General features: G+C 50.9%; 27 protein-coding genes and 1 other RNA gene. 22 read left to right on the top strand and 6 right to left on the bottom strand.

What is annotated here, in order from left to right; all coding sequences use genetic code 11:
- Positions 1 to 16: 16 nt before the first annotated feature.
- Positions 17 to 772, top strand: coding sequence for an SDR family NAD(P)-dependent oxidoreductase (locus ON16_RS11405; protein WP_040662541.1), 756 nt, complete (start codon positions 17 to 19; stop codon positions 770 to 772).
- 214 nt (positions 773 to 986) lie between these two features.
- Positions 987 to 1,351, top strand: a transfer-messenger RNA (tmRNA) gene (gene ssrA, locus ON16_RS15380).
- 74 nt (positions 1,352 to 1,425) lie between these two features.
- Here the strand turns inward: ssrA and ON16_RS11400 are convergent.
- From ON16_RS11400 to ON16_RS15085, 6 genes are all read right to left on the bottom strand, one after another.
- The gene (locus ON16_RS11400) at positions 1,426 to 2,541 is read right to left on the bottom strand and encodes a tyrosine-type recombinase/integrase (RefSeq protein ID WP_040662540.1); all 1,116 of its coding nucleotides are present in this window, start codon (positions 2,539 to 2,541) and stop codon (positions 1,426 to 1,428) included.
- Positions 2,542 to 2,643: 102 nt separating this feature from the next.
- Positions 2,644 to 2,952 carry a hypothetical protein gene (locus ON16_RS11395; protein ID WP_040662538.1) on the bottom strand — a complete coding sequence of 103 codons (309 nt, stop codon included), beginning with the start codon at positions 2,950 to 2,952 and terminating at the stop codon, positions 2,644 to 2,646.
- A gap of 205 nt (positions 2,953 to 3,157) precedes the next feature.
- The gene (locus ON16_RS15820; protein WP_158441623.1) at positions 3,158 to 3,328 is read right to left on the bottom strand and encodes a hypothetical protein; all 171 of its coding nucleotides are present in this window, start codon (positions 3,326 to 3,328) and stop codon (positions 3,158 to 3,160) included.
- A gap of 24 nt (positions 3,329 to 3,352) precedes the next feature.
- Complete coding sequence (locus tag ON16_RS15095) at positions 3,353 to 4,102, bottom strand: restriction endonuclease (RefSeq protein WP_051131718.1); 750 nt, start codon at positions 4,100 to 4,102, stop codon at positions 3,353 to 3,355.
- 46 nt (positions 4,103 to 4,148) lie between these two features.
- Positions 4,149 to 4,589, bottom strand: a complete 441-nt coding sequence (locus ON16_RS15090) for an ImmA/IrrE family metallo-endopeptidase (protein WP_051131717.1) — start codon at positions 4,587 to 4,589, stop codon at positions 4,149 to 4,151.
- On the bottom strand, positions 4,579 to 4,965 hold the full coding sequence (locus tag ON16_RS15085; RefSeq protein ID WP_051131716.1) for a helix-turn-helix domain-containing protein: 387 nt from the start codon (positions 4,963 to 4,965) through the stop codon (positions 4,579 to 4,581). The genes ON16_RS15090 and ON16_RS15085 overlap by 11 nt, the downstream gene beginning before the upstream one ends.
- 195 nt (positions 4,966 to 5,160) lie before the next feature.
- Between ON16_RS15085 and ON16_RS11375 the strand changes: the two genes are divergently transcribed.
- The 20 genes from ON16_RS11375 to ON16_RS15810 form a co-directional block, all read left to right on the top strand.
- On the top strand, positions 5,161 to 5,370 hold the full coding sequence (locus tag ON16_RS11375; RefSeq protein ID WP_040662535.1) for a hypothetical protein: 210 nt from the start codon (positions 5,161 to 5,163) through the stop codon (positions 5,368 to 5,370).
- Positions 5,370 to 5,579, top strand: coding sequence for a DUF739 family protein (locus ON16_RS11370; protein ID WP_040662528.1), 210 nt, complete (start codon positions 5,370 to 5,372; stop codon positions 5,577 to 5,579). The genes ON16_RS11375 and ON16_RS11370 overlap by 1 nt, the downstream gene beginning before the upstream one ends.
- Entirely contained in the window at positions 5,576 to 6,226 is a 651-nt protein-coding gene (locus tag ON16_RS11365) for a 3D domain-containing protein (protein ID WP_040662525.1), read from the top strand. The genes ON16_RS11370 and ON16_RS11365 overlap by 4 nt, the downstream gene beginning before the upstream one ends.
- Complete coding sequence (locus ON16_RS15615; protein WP_144032104.1) at positions 6,223 to 6,450, top strand: hypothetical protein; 228 nt, start codon at positions 6,223 to 6,225, stop codon at positions 6,448 to 6,450. Before ON16_RS11365 ends, ON16_RS15615 begins: the two co-directional genes overlap by 4 nt.
- 40 nt (positions 6,451 to 6,490) lie before the next feature.
- The gene (locus ON16_RS11360) at positions 6,491 to 6,727 is read left to right on the top strand and encodes an AbrB/MazE/SpoVT family DNA-binding domain-containing protein (RefSeq protein WP_040662522.1); all 237 of its coding nucleotides are present in this window, start codon (positions 6,491 to 6,493) and stop codon (positions 6,725 to 6,727) included.
- Positions 6,724 to 8,154, top strand: a complete 1,431-nt coding sequence (locus tag ON16_RS11355; RefSeq protein ID WP_040662519.1) for an AAA family ATPase — start codon at positions 6,724 to 6,726, stop codon at positions 8,152 to 8,154. Before ON16_RS11360 ends, ON16_RS11355 begins: the two co-directional genes overlap by 4 nt.
- Positions 8,151 to 8,375 (top strand): hypothetical protein, encoded by a 225-nt coding sequence (locus ON16_RS11350; RefSeq protein ID WP_040662516.1) that lies wholly within the window; start codon positions 8,151 to 8,153, stop codon positions 8,373 to 8,375. The genes ON16_RS11355 and ON16_RS11350 overlap by 4 nt, the downstream gene beginning before the upstream one ends.
- Positions 8,372 to 8,974 carry a hypothetical protein gene (locus ON16_RS11345; protein ID WP_040662514.1) on the top strand — a complete coding sequence of 201 codons (603 nt, stop codon included), beginning with the start codon at positions 8,372 to 8,374 and terminating at the stop codon, positions 8,972 to 8,974. The genes ON16_RS11350 and ON16_RS11345 overlap by 4 nt, the downstream gene beginning before the upstream one ends.
- Positions 8,974 to 9,807, top strand: coding sequence for a PD-(D/E)XK nuclease-like domain-containing protein (locus ON16_RS11340; RefSeq protein ID WP_040662511.1), 834 nt, complete (start codon positions 8,974 to 8,976; stop codon positions 9,805 to 9,807). The genes ON16_RS11345 and ON16_RS11340 overlap by 1 nt, the downstream gene beginning before the upstream one ends.
- Positions 9,797 to 10,225, top strand: a complete 429-nt coding sequence (locus ON16_RS11335) for a single-stranded DNA-binding protein (protein WP_040662509.1) — start codon at positions 9,797 to 9,799, stop codon at positions 10,223 to 10,225. The genes ON16_RS11340 and ON16_RS11335 overlap by 11 nt, the downstream gene beginning before the upstream one ends.
- A gap of 28 nt (positions 10,226 to 10,253) precedes the next feature.
- On the top strand, positions 10,254 to 10,715 hold the full coding sequence (locus tag ON16_RS11330) for a CHC2 zinc finger domain-containing protein (protein ID WP_051131715.1): 462 nt from the start codon (positions 10,254 to 10,256) through the stop codon (positions 10,713 to 10,715).
- A 4-nt stretch (positions 10,716 to 10,719) separates the two neighbouring features.
- Positions 10,720 to 12,546, top strand: a complete 1,827-nt coding sequence (locus ON16_RS11325) for a DUF927 domain-containing protein (protein ID WP_051131714.1) — start codon at positions 10,720 to 10,722, stop codon at positions 12,544 to 12,546.
- Between the two features lie 295 nt (positions 12,547 to 12,841).
- Complete coding sequence (locus tag ON16_RS11320; RefSeq protein ID WP_040662506.1) at positions 12,842 to 13,462, top strand: DEAD/DEAH box helicase family protein; 621 nt, start codon at positions 12,842 to 12,844, stop codon at positions 13,460 to 13,462.
- Complete coding sequence (locus tag ON16_RS11315) at positions 13,438 to 14,355, top strand: DEAD/DEAH box helicase (protein ID WP_040662504.1); 918 nt, start codon at positions 13,438 to 13,440, stop codon at positions 14,353 to 14,355. The genes ON16_RS11320 and ON16_RS11315 overlap by 25 nt, the downstream gene beginning before the upstream one ends.
- Positions 14,352 to 14,501, top strand: coding sequence for a hypothetical protein (locus ON16_RS15815; protein WP_158441622.1), 150 nt, complete (start codon positions 14,352 to 14,354; stop codon positions 14,499 to 14,501). The genes ON16_RS11315 and ON16_RS15815 overlap by 4 nt, the downstream gene beginning before the upstream one ends.
- Complete coding sequence (locus tag ON16_RS11310) at positions 14,491 to 14,871, top strand: VRR-NUC domain-containing protein (RefSeq protein ID WP_040662501.1); 381 nt, start codon at positions 14,491 to 14,493, stop codon at positions 14,869 to 14,871. Before ON16_RS15815 ends, ON16_RS11310 begins: the two co-directional genes overlap by 11 nt.
- A complete protein-coding gene (locus ON16_RS11305; protein ID WP_040662498.1) occupies positions 14,864 to 15,388 on the top strand; it encodes an NUMOD4 domain-containing protein in 525 nt (174 codons plus the stop codon). The genes ON16_RS11310 and ON16_RS11305 overlap by 8 nt, the downstream gene beginning before the upstream one ends.
- A complete protein-coding gene (locus ON16_RS11300; RefSeq protein ID WP_040662495.1) occupies positions 15,381 to 15,746 on the top strand; it encodes a hypothetical protein in 366 nt (121 codons plus the stop codon). Before ON16_RS11305 ends, ON16_RS11300 begins: the two co-directional genes overlap by 8 nt.
- A complete protein-coding gene (locus ON16_RS11295) occupies positions 15,730 to 16,104 on the top strand; it encodes a hypothetical protein (protein WP_040662491.1) in 375 nt (124 codons plus the stop codon). Before ON16_RS11300 ends, ON16_RS11295 begins: the two co-directional genes overlap by 17 nt.
- A partial coding sequence (locus ON16_RS15810) for a hypothetical protein (protein ID WP_040662488.1) occupies positions 16,094 to 16,481 on the top strand: 388 nt, incomplete at its 3' end. The genes ON16_RS11295 and ON16_RS15810, both read left to right, overlap by 11 nt.

The following is a 16,481-nucleotide window of genomic DNA, read 5'->3' as shown; positions in this document are numbered from 1 at the left end:
GAAGGAAGTGCCTTTTATGAAAATTGCGATTGTCACCGGTGCGTCTTCCGGCTTGGGTCAGGAATTCGCCCGCCAATTAGTGGCGGAGTATCCGGAGGTGGAGCAGCTTTGGTTGATTGCCCGGCGAAAGGATAAACTGGAAGAGGCGGCCGCGTCTTTGTCCCGGCCTGCGGTGTGTCTGGCACTGGATCTCTGCGATCCCATGAGCTTCACCGCGTTTCAGGAAAAACTCCTTTCGGAACAGCCGCAGGTACAGCTGCTGGTAAATAACGCGGGCTGCGGATATCTGGGCAATCTGGGCGAGACGGACACGATGCTGGAGACGCGTATGATTGACCTGAATCTGCGGGCGCTGACCGCCATCACGAACCTGACGATCCCCTATATTCCCCGGGGCGGGCGGATCATCAACGTGTCCTCCATTGCGGCGTTCTGCCCCAATGCCCGGATGACAGTCTATTCCGCCACAAAGGCATTCGTGTCCCACTTTACCGTGGGACTGAACGAGGAACTGCGCAAGAAGGGCGTTTCCGTCACCGCAGTCTGCCCCGGGCCCATGGCTACGGAGTTTTGCGATGTGGGAAACATCACTGGCAATTCCAAAATGTTTGAGATGCTGCCCTATTGCGATCAGGTCCGGGTGGCTCACGGAACCCTGCTGGCGGCAAAGCGCCGCCACACGATTTATACGCCCACGGTTTTTTATAAGGCTTTCCGCGTTTTGGCCAAGGTGACCCCGGTTAAGTTGATGGTCAAATTTACAAGAACATAATTTTTAAAAAAGTCACGGAATTGTAACACACTTCGGTGGAGAGGTGTGTTACAATTCCAGATAGCAAATCTCACCTCAACCCAAAATCGCCAATGCAACCACTTCCTGATTCAAAATAAATGTAGCGTGTTTGTTTTGAAAGAGGAGGGGCAGCGGAATGAACGAACTTTTCCAGAGGGCAAAGCGAGGGATATGGAGCTTGCTCCGACGATAGGGGGGTGTACCGGTTTCGACGGGGATATGGAGGCGAGACCAGCGGGCGGATGCGCCTGTCATCCTAAAAACGGGCAAATTATAAATTAAACAACAATAATACTGTTGCTTACGCTGCCTAACTAAAGGCAGCCGTCCGACCCGGAAGGACCGCGAGCCGGGAAGGGCGTCGTTTAGCGGTAAATGTGCGTACGCAAAGCTTTGCGCGTGCCATAAATTATGAAGCTCACCTGACCCGCCGGCGTGACGGCTTGCCGGCGGAGAGGGGAACGGGGAGAGTAAGACTCCCAAAATAACCGCCTGCGCCCGGAGAAAGTCTCGTTAAAGTGTTTTCGGACGGGAGTTCAACTCTCCCCACCTCCACCAAAAACACCCCTACAGCCGCAATGGCTGTAGGGGTGTTCTGCGTCTTGGATAACCCACCTGTTAACCCGTTCTTATTATTTTGCGGAGCTGATAACCTGTTTGAACGCGTCATCTATATACTGAGCTGCAAGTTCCATATCCCCTGCTTTTTGGTGACCATAGGTGCCTTCGGTGTCCATGTTCTCGCTGTGACCTATGACCATCTTCTTCAGCCCCTCCGGCATCTCGCAGTTGACGCTGACAAAGGTGTGGCGCATTTCGTATGGCGTGACCTGCTTTATTTTGTTGTATTCGCAGTATTTGTACCAGCGTTGCCGAAATCTCTTTTGAATAACAAAATCACCGTCAGTATCGGGGAACACGTACTTTGAAACAATGCCAAGCTGACGCAGTAGCTCTTTTTGAGCATCAAGCTCTTTTTGTGCCAGAGCACTTATTGAGATTGTCCGGATCGCATTGGAGTTTTTTCCGCCTGTTGTGTTCTGGGCGTCGTTGATAGAGCGTCGAACAGTGAGCTTTGAACCGGAGATATCACGCCATTGAAGGCCAGTGCGCTCACCCGGCCTGATTCCGGTCAGAACAGAAAAGCGATAGGCATGGATATGAATATCCGGTACAGCTTTGCCGTAACGCGAAGTCATGTCAGAAGAAAAGAGCGTCTTGATATCATCGGTGTCCACAATTTTTTTGTTTGGCCTCTTCGCCCCGTTGGGAATATTCAGGTCTTCTGGATGCATGATAGTGACTTTTTCCTTACGACAGTATTTCATAAATGCAGAGATCGTTGCCCGGATGTTAGAGAGCGTTTTCCACGCGAGAGGTTTTTTGCCAGATTTATATGCCCGGTCTATGATACGCTGCAAGTCATTCTCGGTCAGCCGTCCAATGCGCTTAGCTCCGATTACAGGCTTCATATAGCGTTCAATATAGTTGCCAATTTGCCTGCAGTTTTCGTATGCAGAAATGCTCTTTACGCGATCATAGTACTGATCCAGCAACACAGAGACTTTTGTGTTTTCGCCAATGGTCACAGCCTCGAGCCATTTGTCAGCGGCACGCTCGGCTGCGACTTTGCCCTTTTTTCCGAGCGTGGATGATGTAAAGGTGCGGCGGGTGCCGTCAGACTGTACCTTAATCTGCCAGCGGCTATATTTTTCCAGCCATACAGCCTCATTTTTTCGCTCACTCACTTGCAAAATCCTCCAAATCTGTTAAGATAAGAGGGCAGACGGCCTACAAAGCATCTGCCCTCGTCCCGCCTCTGGTGTTAGCGCACCGGAGGCGGGATTTTTTTATTCCGCTTTCTTTAGGTCGTTGATCTGTGTGGTGTGCATTCGGATGATATCTTTCAAGAATGCGATCTCCTCGCGCATTGCGTCCATTTCGCTGCGGGTTACCAACTTTGCGTTGATGGATGTGATTCCTTCTGCGATCGCTTGAATTTGCGGAAGAACCATGTTTTCCTGCGTGACCTCGACCTTGGCGACGCGGCCTTTGAGGTCAGAAACGTCATCTTTCAGGCAGGAGACGTCCATTGCCAGATTTCCCAGTATTTCACCCTGCTTCTCCAATAGGGATAAAATCTTTTCTTCGTTGTTCATAATCGAATCTCCTTTAATTTTTAACGTCTTCCGGCAGATAGGTCTTCTTTGTATTGCTTAGCGTAAGCTTTCGCGTAATCGCCCAGTGAATCAAGACTTTGAAACAGGGCGATCCTGTTGGATGGATGCGCGAAAAGAACGTCTGGTAGGCGATGCTGCTCTCCTTGAATAGCTGGCGTCTTCAACCTCAATTTTGCAGAACAGCTCATTGTAGTTTTGAACGTTTTTTGCGATTGCTGTAAAGGGACAACATTAAATCTGCCATTTTATCAGCCTCTTCTTGCGTAAATTCTGTTACGCCCTCTTCAAAAGTGATGTGGAACTGGCGCATTCCGGTTCGTTCACCAATGTATCTGTATAATTCGTCAATGTTCATATATTTACCTTCCTGCTGTTTCAATCAAACAGATTTCTTCATTGATTCGATTATCTCGCAGTCCCATAAGAAAATACCAGCCTCTTCGGCGAGTATCTTTGCAGCATGCGTAAACACGCTGTTTGTGGCAACCACGCCTACATGTGCACCGTAATGAATTTTTGCTCCACACACTTGCTGCACGGCATCGATTCCGACCATGGAAGTATAGTACTTGCACTGCACAACATACTTGACGCCTTCTTTCTCGGCGGTAATATCTCCGCCGTAGTCCCCACTCTTGGGAGTAACAACAACCTTTTTAAATCCGTTCGCAGCAAGTACCTTAGAAAACTCATTTTCGAACTCGAAGCCGTCATGCGCTGGTGTAGAATTGTGCGCCTTGAATTTTTCTGCGTCCTTTTGTATCTCTGCGAAAATTGAGCTTTCTTTTGCATCAAAACGCTTTGCATAGTCAATTACGCGGTATTCTGTATCAAGGAGTGCTTTTGAGTATTCGTGGGCACTATTGGACGCCGACTTAATTTTATCGAGTGATGCGCGTTCGTGCGTTTCAATTTGAGCCTCTCTATTTTTTAGGCGTTCGCTATATTGTTGCAGAATAATGCGGTACTTTTGCAAGTCGGATATGTGCTGCACAGTCTTCGAGCCAGCACAAGAATCTGTGGGTTCATTCTGGCGTTCTTTAGGTGTAGATGGGGCGTTCTTGTAGAATTCCTCATAATCTCCTCGCAGACTGAACGGGAAATTTTTTAAACTGTCCAATAATCCCATTGCAACACGCTCTTTTCCATAAAGTTACTGTTCTTTGGCGGTGCGGCTACATCGGCAAATAATCTTTGCAGTCCAGATTACCGTAGACGTGCAAGCAGACAGCTTTGCGTGCGAAATCCTCTGTCACTCCGAAACGCTCTGCGAGAGCGTAGTATGTATCACATCCGTCCGCTATGGCCTCGTCTAATTCATCTGGCGGTATTAGCCTTTGAATAGCCCATTTATCAGCCTTGTTTTCGTGCATCTGAACTATATCACAGGTTGCGTATTTATTATAAAATGCTCCACGTTCGCAGTGCCCAAGTTCGTGCGCCATGCACTCAGTTTCCATCGCTATGCCATCCATCTTCCACGGGTCTATTGCGATAGCACAACTTCCATCCGGAAGCAAAACCGACAAAGATGGAGATTCCTGCATGGAGAACCAGTCAACATCAATTTTTTTACTTTCTGCGTATTCATATAAGGAAACGAGATTATTTCCCATTCTCCTGTTGCTTCCTCCTTTGCGCAATCTTAAAGCGGAAATAGTCCTGTGCATCCTGCCACATCGCGTCGCGGTCTTCCTTCGTCAATGTAGGGTCAGCACCATTAAAGAATGCGGCCTTAATATCTTCCTCTTGAATACCCTTGCCAGATTCGGCAGGGGTATTTTCTTTTTCTTTGCCGGTCAAAAGGTAGTCAACAGATACGCCGAAGTAGTTTGCAATTTTATTTGCCGTTTCTGCGCTCACGCCTTTTTTTCTACCCATTTTTAGATCCGTCATTAGTCCACGGCTGATTCCTAAGTCATTACACATTTTCCCGGGTTTCGTTTCATTTAACGCGCAGAGCTCTGAAATGGTTTCATACAATGTACCCATACAAGTACCTCCGATTTTGTGCAAGCAAACAAAAGTACTTAATTAAATACATAAGTACTTGACTTGTACACGAACAAGTACTAGTATAAATACATCAACAGTACTCGTTCGTGTGCTTATTGATTGGTGGTACATTCATATTAGTACATTTACGCGTACTTGTCAATCGCATTATATAGGAGGTGAACTATACCAATGGCACAACTTACTGCATATGGGAAGGAAGTCAAGAAGCGTCTGATCGATATCGGGCAGCCGCAGGAGTGGCTTATCGGTCAGGTAAAAGAAAAGACGGGTCTTTTCTGTGATGCCGGGTATCTTTACAAGATTTTCACAGGTGAGCGCAATGCCCCGACCATCGTGGCCGCCATCAGCGAAATTTTGGATATTAAGGAGAGAAATTGATGTATCGATACTTAGCTGGCCGCTTGAAGCAGCTTGGCTATCACCAGTACGACCTCGAAAGCATTCTTGGCATCAAAGCCCCTGCCGTTAGTTGCAGGTTTACCGGGCGCGTACCTTGGACAATCGACGAGATGTACAAGCTACTGGAAGTATGCCAAGCACCGCCAGAAGACCTGCACATCTACTTCCCAAAAGGAGGAAACCAATGAGCCAGAAATCTGAAAAAATTCACTGCCATTTGGAGCGGCAGGACGACGAGCTGAGATATCAGGGGCAAAGGATTGACGCTCTTGAAATCAAAATCGCCACCGACTACGCCGCCGCAAGCCGCAAGGCTCGGGACCGGGTGCGGCAGGCCGAGAACACCGCCCGGAAGTGGCGCTGCTGCACATGGCTGGCTGTCATTTCGCTGATGCTGTGTGTGGCGCTGTGCCTGACAATCAAAGTCAAGGCGGACGCGAACAAGCCCGATACCGGAATCACGGCATCGGAACCGCAGGAGGACTACGAAAATACCAGCATCGAAGCCGCCTTGCTGGAAAAAGCCAACGTCATTGAGGACTGCACGGTCACTTGGTACACAGAGGCTACCTGCGGCAAGAAGCCCGGAGACCCGGCATACGGAATCACCCGCAGTGGTATGCCAGTGGTTGAGCATCTTACCTGCGCCGTTGATCCCGATGTTATCCCGCTGTACTCTGACGTGTTTGTTCAGTATGCGGACGGAACTATCGAACAGCTATGGGCGACAGACACCGGCGTGACCGGGAATGCGGTTGATATTTACACGCCTGATTACGACTACGCCATCCAGTGCGGGCGGCAGAGCTTGACCGTGTGGTGGGTGGGGCCATGAACGCCAATAACCGCCGCCACTTCACCACCCTTCTGCCGTGCCGCTGCGGTATGGAGCCGATGCGCGTCTACTGCGACGCGACAGGCCTATATGCCGTCAAATGCGACTGTGGGCGGCATACGAAAGGATTTACCACGATTGCAGGTGCAAGTAGAAGCTGGAACAGTATGAATAAAAAAGCGCCGCCCCCGGTGTGCAAGACCGAGGACGGCGTAGGAAAATGAGATTACGCCCATTATCGGGCAGAAAGCGAGATTTGTCAAGATGAAAGATACTGGGATGATTCGGAATATCGACCCGCTGGGGCGTGTTGTTATTCCGAAGGAACTGCGGAAGAACCTCGAAATTGAAAAATGCGATCCCATCGAAATCTTCACAGACGGTTCAAAAATCGTTTTACAGAAGCATCAGCCAGGGTGCATTTTCTGCGGTGAAATTACTGAAAACGTGTTTAAGGGCAAGTATGTTTGCTCCGCGTGCGCAAAGGCGGTGTCAAGATGAAGACCACTAAAATCATGATCAAAAATCTATTTGGCATCAAAGAAGCCACCTTGGATGGAAAGTCTGTGGAGATCTCCGGCCCCAAGGGCAGCGGAAAAACCTCCGTTCTGGACTCCATCCGCTACGCGCTCACGAACCGTTCCGACCGGGATTACATCATCCACCAGGGCGCCGACGAAGGCGAGATCATCATTGAAACAGATTCTGGCCTTACTATCGACCGAAAAGCCCGCACCACCAAGGCGGACTCTGTAAAGGTCAGGGACGGAAATATGCTGCAGACACGGCCGGCCGAGTTTCTAAACGGCATTTTCACGCCGCTGCAGCTGAACCCGGTGGAGTTTACGCAACTCAGCCGGCAGGAGAAAAACAGAGTCATTCTCTCTCTCATTGAATTTCCCTGGGACACCAATTGGATTCGGGAGCAGTTCGGAGAGATTCCACAGGGTGTCGATTATTCCAAGCATATTCTTGAGGTTCTGGCTCAGATTCAGGCTGAGAATGGAACCTATTTTCAGAGCCGCCAGAACCTGAACCGGGATATCCGGAACAAGATGGCGTTCATTGCTGATATTTCCAAGGACATTCCGGATCACTACGATTTTGAGAAGTGGAATACCTATCCCACCGGTGAGAAGTACCGGGAGCTTGCCAAGCTAAAAGAAAGCAATAGCGTGATTGAGCGAGCAAAGGCATTCCGCTCCAGCTATGAATCCAAACTCCGCGGTATCCAGGGCGAGCATGACATGGCCGTGGCTGCCATCGACAAGGATATTTCCAGAGAGCGAGAAAACCTTACCGGTACAATCGAACGGCTGCGGGCGGAGATCAAGGCCGCCGAGGATAAACTTGGCGGTCTGGAGCAGCGCCGTGATGAGCGGGTTGCTGTTGAGGACTCTAAGCTTGAGGCCTCACGTGCCAAGCTGGAAAAAGACGTCGGTGTTGCAGATGAATATTCTGGACGGGAGCCAGTGGATACCACTGCGCTGCAGGAGGAGATTGACGCCGCGGAAGCCATGCAAAAGCACCTCAATGAGTATAAGCGCATGGTTGGGATGCAAGATGAGACTGATGCGCTTCAGGCAGAGGCAGATGAGCTGACTCGCAAAATTGAACTTGCCCGGGAGCTTCCCGCGCAGATTCTGGCCAAGGCCACCATCCCTGTTGCCGGTTTGACGGTGGAGGACGGTATACCACTGATTAATGGTCTGCCTATCAGCAACCTGTCTGATGGCGAACTTTTGGAGCTGTGTGTTGATATCACCGTCAGCAAGCCCGGACAGTTGGGCATCATCCTGGTCGACGGCGCTGAACGCCTGGACAAGGATAGCCGGAAGCGCCTGTACGATAAGTGCAAGGCCAAGGGCCTACAGCTGATTGCCACCCGTGTCACCGATTCTGAAGAACTGGAGGTTACTGAGCTGTGACCCCTTCAGAAAACATAAAGCACGAGGCCGCTGAGATCACCGGCCGCCTCGGCTATTACATTCCTCCGTATCGTCTATCTTCCCTGATGAAGACGGCGCAAAGAATCACGGATCTATTGACACGAAGCGATGTCTGTATGTCCTACGCAGAATGCCAGATTATTCTGACCATTGTGAATGGGGCAATCGACACCGCCACGGGAAAGGATGAAAACTCATGAGCGAACAGAAGACCCATTGGAAAAAGGTCGTTTCAGATCCCAACTTCATCGGCGAGGGCGATTTTCAGGAAGGTGAGGAGAAAGTTCTCACCATTGACCATGTTGTTGCAGCGGAAACGGTAACGACCGCCGAGGGAAAGTCCAAGAAGGCCGTAGTCCACTGGAAAGAACCAGGCATCAAGCCGATGATCCTGAATGTGGCCCGCTCCAAGAACATTGAGAAGGTTTCTGGCAGCGGCTATTTTGAGGACTGGCCTGGAGTGAAAATCCAGCTTTACATTGAACATGGCATTAAGGCCTTCGGCGAGGTTGTATCTGCTGTGCGTGTCCGCCCTTTTAAGCCCCGCATCCAGCAGCAGGCCCCCATTCCTCCCTGCACGGACTGCGGGAAGGAGATTGCTCCATATATGGGCAAAAGCGCGGCATACATGGCGGCTTATACATTGAAACACTTCGAAGCCCCTCTGTGTGCAGACTGTGTCAAAAAACGGAAGGCCGCGGAACAAGCGCCTGCTGTGGATTCGGAGCCGCCGGAAGAAACGGATCCTGTGGCGGAGGAGTTCCCGGCGGCTGATCCTGAAACTGGGGAGGTTCTGTGATGGTGCTGACATCTGAAAACTATTTTTCCCCTGAGATGCAGATGGCCTACATGGGTTCTTCACAGTTCAAGGCATTCCAAAAATGCGAGGCTGCGGCGCTGGCAGAGATCAGAGGCGAGTATGTTAGGCCATCTACGACGGCCCTGCTGGTTGGCTCCTACGTGGACGCGCACTTTGAGGGGACGCTTCCGCTGTTCAAAGCGCAGCACCCCGAGTTATTCAAGCGGGACGGCGGGCTAAAAGCTGATTATATTCAGGCGCAGAGCATCATCGACCGCATGGAGTCCGACCGGCTGTATTCGCTGCTGATGTCTGGGAAAAAGCAAGTCATCAAGACCGGAATCATTGCAGGTGTTCCGTTCAAAATCAAAATTGATAGCCTGTTGGATGCCGACACCTGCCAGCAGATTGTGAGTGAGTTTCCGCAGGCCGCTGCGGCACTTGGATTCTGCGACGGGGCTATTGTGGATCAGAAGGTTATGAGTGATATGCAGGACGTTTGGAGCGATGAGGATCACCGCCGTGTATCGTTTGTTGAGGCATGGGGCTATGACATTCAGGGAGCCATCTATCAGGCCGTGGAGGGCAATATGCTGCCGTTTGTGCTGGCGGTCGGAACCAAAGAGGACTCACCAGATCTTGCGGCCCTGTTCATTTCCGACGCCGATCTTTCCGCGAAGCTGGCGGAAATTGAGGATGCTGCACCGCGGTATCAGGCCATCAAAGAAGGCAGGATCCCTCCGCGTCGATGCGAGCATTGTGCCTACTGCCGCATGACCAAACACCTGAGTGGGATCATCAATTATAAGGAGCTGTCTGAGGATGCTGAATAAAATCGCCCTCATGGGTCGTCTCACCCGGGACCCCGAACTGCGTCGCACCGGAAGCGGCACTGCCGTTACATCGTTTACCTTGGCTGTTGACCGGAACTTCAAGTCTCAGAGCGGCGAGAAGGAAACGGATTTCATTGATATTGTCGCTTGGCGCACCACAGCCGAATTTGTCAGCAAGTACTTCACCAAGGGCCGCATGGCCATTGTGGAAGGCCGCTTACAGCTTCGCGACTGGACCGACAAAGAGGGCGGAAAGCGCCGCTCTGCGGAGGTCGTGGCCGACAATGTGTACTTTGGGGACTCAAAAAAGGACGGAAACGCCCCAAGTGGATCCGACTTCCATCCCGCCGGTGTTCCGGTGGACGTTCGTGCTGATGATTTCCAAGAGATAGAAGACGATGGCGAACTCCCATTCTGATGCCGCTGCAGTCAAGGAGCGCCTAACAATGCAGGAGGTCGCAGAACTGTATGGCTTTCTGCCAAACCGCGCCGGGTTCATTCAGTGCCCATTTCACAGCGGGGACAAGCACGGCAGCCTTAAAATCTACCCGGGCGCCGGCGGATGGCACTGCTTTGGCTGCGGCGCTGGTGGCAGCGTGATTGATTTTGTGGCACGTTTGTTTGATATCGGTTTTTCGAACGCTTGCGATAAACTCAATGCCGACTTTTCTCTGGGGCTTACCGGGAAAATTCCTAGCAGGGCGGAGAAATCTGCTCTGCTAGAATCCCGGCGGCGCGAAGCGGCTAGAAAGGCTGCTGCCGATGCGGAATATAAGCGACAGGCAGCCAGATACCGCTATTACAGGGATGTCGCTGAAAACGCAGACCCTCAGAGCAACTTGTTTGCCGAGGCCGTAAAGGCGCTTGACCCGCTGGAATACTGGCTGGATGAAAATTTAGGAAGGTGATTGCGTGGGTGATTGGAAATTTGAAAAAGAAGATTTCCTTACAACAACCCCCTATGAAGAACTTTATAAAACGGCAAAGAACCCATTTGTTCACGCCGCAATGATGGAGGAGTTGACCGCCTACGCAAAATCGCAGGGGTTCCAGGCATTTAAGGGAATGTACAAACAATACGTTGCGGGTCTAAAGGCACAGAACGATACGGTCTATATCAACAATGTCACAGAGTTTTCAAATCAGCCGATCCAGTTGGATGCCGGGGACTGGACGGCGGACGATTCTGGTGTCAGCCGAAAAAATGGGTACGGCGTGGAAATTGCCTGCCCTCATCCAATTCTCCCGGCTGAGCGCTTGGTGAACATTGACACTGGCGAGGAAAAGCTGCAGCTGTCATTCCGGAAAGGATCTATTTGGAGGAAAATCATTGTCGAAAAATCCGTCTTGGCCAACGCCAACAAGGTCACGGAGTTATCTGGTATCGGTGTGGCTGTCACCAGCCAGAATGCTAGATCGTTCGTGGAGTACATCTCCGATCTAGAGAACCTGAATTACAATCTGATTCCCGAAAAGAAGAGCATCGGCCGGTTTGGATACATACCAGATGAGGGATTTTCCCCATTCGTGGACGGTCTGATTTTTGACGGAGATGCTAACTTTAAGGCTATGTTTCAAACGGTCCGACACCACGGATCTGAGAGCAAATGGATGGAAGTTGCGTCGCAAGTGCGAACAATGTCCGCCACAGCAAGGATCATCCTGGCCGCCAGTTTCGCATCAGTTCTGTTGGAGCCGCTCAACTGCCTGCCGTTTTTTGTTCACCTTTGGGGTGTGGATTCTGGCACCGGTAAGACGGTCGCTTTGATGGTGGCCGCCAGCGTGTGGGGTGATCCGGCGGTCGGAGCCTATGTCAAGACCTTCGACGGTACGGTCGTCGGCATGGAAAAGACGGCAGCCTTCCTAAATAATCTTCCGCTCTGCCTTGACGAGCTTCAGCTTTCCAAGGACAGCCGAGGACGCAGTAACTTTGATGTCTACAAACTTGCACAGGGTGTGGGCAGAACCCGTGGAAATAAGGCTGGAGGCGTTGATTTAACGCCCACCTGGCGTCTGTGTATCTTGACCACGGGTGAGAGCCCTCTGACGGCCCAGAATGCTGGAGCGGGGGCCGTAAACCGCGTAATCGACATTGAGTGCAAATCCTCTCACGCAGTCATTCAAGACGGAATGAGAGTGTCCGGAGTAGTGAAGCGCAATTTCGGATTTGCGGGCAAAAAATTTGTTGAGGAGCTTTACAAGCCCGGCGTGATCGAAGAGGTCACAGAGCGATACCGAGAGTTGTTTCGAGATCTTTCTGATAGAGATACAACCGAGAAGCAGGCTATAGCAGCTGCGTCCATTGTGCTGGCTGATGAGCTGGCCTGCAGGTGGGTGTTCCATGGAACAGAGCATCCAATCACTGTCGCGGAGATCTCTGAATTTCTTGCCAGCAAGGCCGCGGTCAGTGCTGGCGACAGGGGATATAAGTTCTTGTGCGACTGGGTCACGCAGAACAGCAATAAACTCTGCGGAAGATCAGAGAATATCGAAGTGCTCGGTGCCATCGAAGATAACCGGGCCTATATCATTCGCGGCGTTTTCGAACGCATCCTTCAGGATGAGGGATATTCCACCGCCGCAATGATCAGCTATCTCAAGGCCGAGCATCTCATCGAGACACGCGGGAGAGCGAACACAAAAGGCAAACGCATCAACGGAATTCCTACGGAATGCTTCTGTCTGAAGCTTCCGATGGTTGATATGGAAGACGAACCGAATGATGAATTGCCGCTTTGACTGTGGAATTTGTGGAACTCCGTGGAACAACGTGTTCCACGCCGTTTACTCTTAGAGCCGCAATGGTTGCAAGGAATGAAAAACTGACCGTGGAACTGTGGAACAAAAAATACATCGCTATATAGGAAATAAAAAATATCCGCTTTATATGGTATATGTGTGCTCGCGCGTAGGAACTTTGAAAAAATGTTCCACAGTTCCACACCTAACGTAAAACCACTGTGGCGCAATGCTTTGAACCGTGGAACAACGTGTTCCACGCCGTTCCACATGTTCCACGTTTTTTGGAGGAAATATGAACCTGAGAGATTATCAAACCGAGGCTATTAAAGCCATTGAGACGCAGCCGCCCGGCGCGTATCTTGAGCAAATGGCAACCGGTCTTGGTAAAACAGTTACTTTTGCCAACATCCCGCGGCATGGAAATCGGATGTTGATTCTCAGCCACCGGGAGGAGCTGGTGGAGCAGCCCCGAAAATACTTTGACTGCTCCTATGGCGTCGAGCGTGCCAGCTCTCACAGCAACGGCGAAGAAGTCGTGAGCGCATCGGTTCAGTCCATGTTCCGCCGGCTGGATCGGTTTGATCCGACTGAGTTCGGACTGATTATCTGCGATGAAGCGCACCACGCCGCAGCCAATACTTACCGCACAATCTTTGATTACTTTAAGCCTGAAAAGCTGATCGGTTTCACAGCGACGCCGAACCGCGGCGATAAGGTCCGTCTGGATAATGTGTTTTCCAAAATCATTTTCCAGCGAGATTTGAAATGGGGAATCCGAAATGGCTGGCTTTGCAATATCACCTGCCGGCGCGTGGATATCGGATTTGACTTGTCCGCTGTACATACCCGGCAGGGTGAGATTATGCCCCAGGTGAACTGGACGAGGCCATGGAGGGGACCGCAGATGCGATAGCTCAGGCCTATCGAGATTTGGCACACGGCGCCACGCTGATCTTCGCCGTGTCTGTGCACCAGTGTGAGGAGATCGCCAACAGAATCCAGGGGGCTGTGGTGGTGACTGGTAACACGAAAAACCGCAAGGCCATCATCGACGATTTCACTGCCGGTAAGATTCCCTGCATTGTCAACTGCATGGTCTTTACCGAGGGAACGGATATTCCACGCGTCGAGACGGTCATTGTGGCACGTCCCACGCAGTCTGAGGCGCTGTATGCGCAGATGGTAGGGCGCGGTTTACGGCTCTACCCCGGGAAGGAAAAGCTGCTGCTGATCGACTGTGTTGGTATTACCGGCCGAAAGAGCCTCTGCACGGCACCCTCTCTGCTGGGAATCGACATGGAGAATGTGCCAGCCAGAAAGCAGGATGAGATCGAGGGGGATCTGTTTGAACTGCCGATCAAGATTGCATCTGCGTCCGATACCCCGGAGAGCTGGATTAAGAACATTCAGATCGTTGACCTCTGGGCGCAGGAACAGCAATATCAGACCCACGATGTCAACTGGTTTAAGATGCCGGACGGGTCCATGGTTTGTTCCTTACTGAACAGGCAAAAGCTCACTATCCCGTGCCCGGACAGTCTGGGCATGGTTAACATGGCAGATGGAAGCCGCATCGGTATGCAGGAGGCGTTTGATCGGGCATATCTCAAGCTGAAAAACATCTACCCGCAGCAGGCGTATATCTGGGATTTGAACGCTGTCCGTTCCTGGGGAAAACGTCCGGCATCGGACAAGCAGATGAAGATTATTCAGCACCGCTGCAAAGGATTTGACGCCACCGGCCTCACAAAGATGCAGGCCAGTCAGATTCTGAACCGGATTATGAACGGAGGAAAAGCATCGTGAAGCTGAAGATTTCAAAACCCGATGACCGCGATGCAGTCATTGTGATCCTTGCCAGAAATGGATATACCGTCCGTCAGGGTCGCGAGAAAAAGCCCGGGGACAAAGCGCCAACATCGTTTGTGGAGGTGGTTAGAGATGGCGAGTGAAGCCCAGCACCAAGCCGCAGTAATCAAATGGTCGCAGCAGCCGTCCATCCGCAGCCAGTGGCCGGAGCTGGCACTGCTGTTCCATATCAAAAATGAAACGATTGCCGATGCGAAGCAGATTGCCATAGATAAACGACAGGGCGTCAAGAAGGGTGTTCCTGACCTGTGCCTACCAATTCCACGCGGGCGGTTCCACTCTCTGTATATCGAACTCAAAACTGAATCAGGACGTCTTTCTGAAGAACAGCGCTGGTGGGGAGAATGCCTAACCGCTCAGGGAAACTTCTGGGAATGCTGCCATGGCTGGGAGTCGGCGGTTTCAGTTTTGGAATGGTATCTATCGCTTTCGGAGGGCAATAAAGATGAATGAAATATGGAAGCCCATTCCCGGATACGAGGGGGATTACGAAGTTAGTTCGTATGGAAAAGTGAAAAGTCTAAAGTATGGGAAGGAACGAATCCTGTATCAGGAAATTCTCACCGGAGGATATGCCTATGTCAAATTATGTAGGCAGAACAGAAAAAAGCAATTTCGAGTTCACAGGCTTGTGGCTATGGCATTTATTCAAAATCCAAATCCCACGCTGCTTCTGGAGGTCAACCACAAAGATGAAAACGTCTCTAATAATCATGTTGATAATTTAGAGTGGATAAGTCCTTCTAAAAACAAGTCCTTTGGGACGAGAAATGTTAGAATCTCGGATTCCAAGAAAAAAACAATAGAAAAATTAGATCCAAAGTCAGGAAATGTTGTTGGAAGCTTTTTGGGGGCTGTGGCTGCGGCGAAATCCTGCGGATTGCATTCTGCATCGAGCATTAGAAAATGTTGCCGCGGAGCGGTTCGCTTTTGTGACGGATATGAGTGGAGGTATGCGGAAAATGGCTGAATTTGCGTTGCCGTATGAAAAGGCTGCCATGCGCGGTGACCCGATGCCGGACGATCTGTGCATCTACGATCAGGCGGCGTTTCAGGCGCTGCGATGCCTGTACAAGTCCTTCCGGGATAAAGTGCTTGACCGCGATTCTGCGGCGGTAGAGAAGAAAAAAATTCTGAAAGCGCTAGACGACGCGACAAAACAAGCAATTTTTCAGGACAATCTTGCATTTCACCAGTCCGAGGTAAACCGGCTGACGGAATCGGCAAAAGCCGCTGTGCGGAAAGACCCGACGCCGGAGAATGCCTTGCAGTTGGTGCGGGTTCTGGATGGGATGGTTAAGGAGGGCATGGATGATAAAAATCAATAAATCACCCTGCGTTGGGTGCAAAAGAAGAAAAACGCCATGCGCAGGGTTCGGATGTCTGGAATTCAAAAAATGGGTGCATAAATCATGGCCTGTTGTGGTTAGGGGTATGAGAAGGGCGCAGTGGAGTAGGCGTGTTCCGCCGGTCGAAAAAGAACCCCCGATCAGAGACAAAACAGGCGGAGGCAGAAAGGCGCGCCGTGTTGTTTCAATTGGGGACAACGGGGAAGAGACTACATACGAATCGGTTCCAATTGCATCTAAGCAACTTCATGTGGCAACTAGCCTAATCTACAACGCCATAAACGGAAAGGCGCAAACAGCCGGCGGTTACCGGTGGAGGTATGACGATGGAAAATGAAAAGCTGATTGCGGCGCTGCGGTATTGCGATGCCGTTGTCAATGACACGGTAAATACGGGGAGTTGCAATTTCTGCCCGTACAGAGATCATTGCAGCGATTTGGACAATGAAGCCGCCGACGCGTTGGAACGCCTGACCGCCGAAAGCGCCGAAAAAGACGCGGAAATTAAGCGGCTGAAAGAGCAAGTGCAGTATAATCATGACTGCTATTTTTCAGAGTTTGCGGAGAAAAATCGCCTGCAAGCGGAACTGGATGCGGCGGTGGAGGATATAGAAAAAATGATGAGGATTTGCGAGAAGGGGTCTTGTCATTTTTGTGCTGATGGTGATTGCACAAATTCTCCAATGTGCACACCAAAATGGCGCGGCCCTCAGG

It is taken from the genome of Oscillibacter ruminantium GH1, assembly GCF_000307265.1.
In the GTDB taxonomy this organism is placed as follows: Bacteria; Bacillota; Clostridia; order Oscillospirales; family Oscillospiraceae; genus Oscillibacter; species Oscillibacter ruminantium.
Note: the sequence above shows the minus strand (reverse complement) of the source record. Positions and strands in the feature narration are given on the sequence as shown.

Excerpts from the sequence above, each read along its gene's own strand:
- ON16_RS11395 (WP_040662538.1), bottom strand. The coding sequence starts at position 2,952 with ATGAACAACGAAGAAAAGATTTTATCCCTATTGGAGAAGCAGGGTGAA.
- ON16_RS11375 (WP_040662535.1), top strand. The coding sequence starts at position 5,161 with ATGGCACAACTTACTGCATATGGGAAGGAAGTCAAGAAGCGTCTGATC.
- ON16_RS11295 (WP_040662491.1), top strand. The coding sequence starts at position 15,730 with ATGATAAAAATCAATAAATCACCCTGCGTTGGGTGCAAAAGAAGAAAA.
- ON16_RS11305 (WP_040662498.1), top strand. The coding sequence starts at position 14,864 with ATGAATGAAATATGGAAGCCCATTCCCGGATACGAGGGGGATTACGAA.
- ON16_RS11405 (WP_040662541.1), top strand. The coding sequence starts at position 17 with ATGAAAATTGCGATTGTCACCGGTGCGTCTTCCGGCTTGGGTCAGGAA.
- ON16_RS11330 (WP_051131715.1), top strand. The coding sequence starts at position 10,254 with ATGCAGGAGGTCGCAGAACTGTATGGCTTTCTGCCAAACCGCGCCGGG.
- ON16_RS15095 (WP_051131718.1), bottom strand. The coding sequence starts at position 4,102 with ATGGGATTATTGGACAGTTTAAAAAATTTCCCGTTCAGTCTGCGAGGA.
- ON16_RS11315 (WP_040662504.1), top strand. The coding sequence starts at position 13,438 with ATGGAGGGGACCGCAGATGCGATAGCTCAGGCCTATCGAGATTTGGCA.
- ON16_RS15090 (WP_051131717.1), bottom strand. The coding sequence starts at position 4,589 with ATGGGAAATAATCTCGTTTCCTTATATGAATACGCAGAAAGTAAAAAA.
- ON16_RS11365 (WP_040662525.1), top strand. The coding sequence starts at position 5,576 with ATGAGCCAGAAATCTGAAAAAATTCACTGCCATTTGGAGCGGCAGGAC.
- ON16_RS15085 (WP_051131716.1), bottom strand. The coding sequence starts at position 4,965 with ATGGGTACATTGTATGAAACCATTTCAGAGCTCTGCGCGTTAAATGAA.
- ON16_RS11335 (WP_040662509.1), top strand. The coding sequence starts at position 9,797 with ATGCTGAATAAAATCGCCCTCATGGGTCGTCTCACCCGGGACCCCGAA.
- ON16_RS11300 (WP_040662495.1), top strand. The coding sequence starts at position 15,381 with ATGGCTGAATTTGCGTTGCCGTATGAAAAGGCTGCCATGCGCGGTGAC.
- ON16_RS11340 (WP_040662511.1), top strand. The coding sequence starts at position 8,974 with ATGGTGCTGACATCTGAAAACTATTTTTCCCCTGAGATGCAGATGGCC.
- ON16_RS11310 (WP_040662501.1), top strand. The coding sequence starts at position 14,491 with ATGGCGAGTGAAGCCCAGCACCAAGCCGCAGTAATCAAATGGTCGCAG.
- ON16_RS11355 (WP_040662519.1), top strand. The coding sequence starts at position 6,724 with ATGAAGACCACTAAAATCATGATCAAAAATCTATTTGGCATCAAAGAA.
- ON16_RS11320 (WP_040662506.1), top strand. The coding sequence starts at position 12,842 with ATGAACCTGAGAGATTATCAAACCGAGGCTATTAAAGCCATTGAGACG.
- ON16_RS15820 (WP_158441623.1), bottom strand. The coding sequence starts at position 3,328 with ATGAACATTGACGAATTATACAGATACATTGGTGAACGAACCGGAATG.
- ON16_RS11370 (WP_040662528.1), top strand. The coding sequence starts at position 5,370 with ATGTATCGATACTTAGCTGGCCGCTTGAAGCAGCTTGGCTATCACCAG.
- ON16_RS11360 (WP_040662522.1), top strand. The coding sequence starts at position 6,491 with ATGAAAGATACTGGGATGATTCGGAATATCGACCCGCTGGGGCGTGTT.
- ON16_RS11345 (WP_040662514.1), top strand. The coding sequence starts at position 8,372 with ATGAGCGAACAGAAGACCCATTGGAAAAAGGTCGTTTCAGATCCCAAC.
- ON16_RS15615 (WP_144032104.1), top strand. The coding sequence starts at position 6,223 with ATGAACGCCAATAACCGCCGCCACTTCACCACCCTTCTGCCGTGCCGC.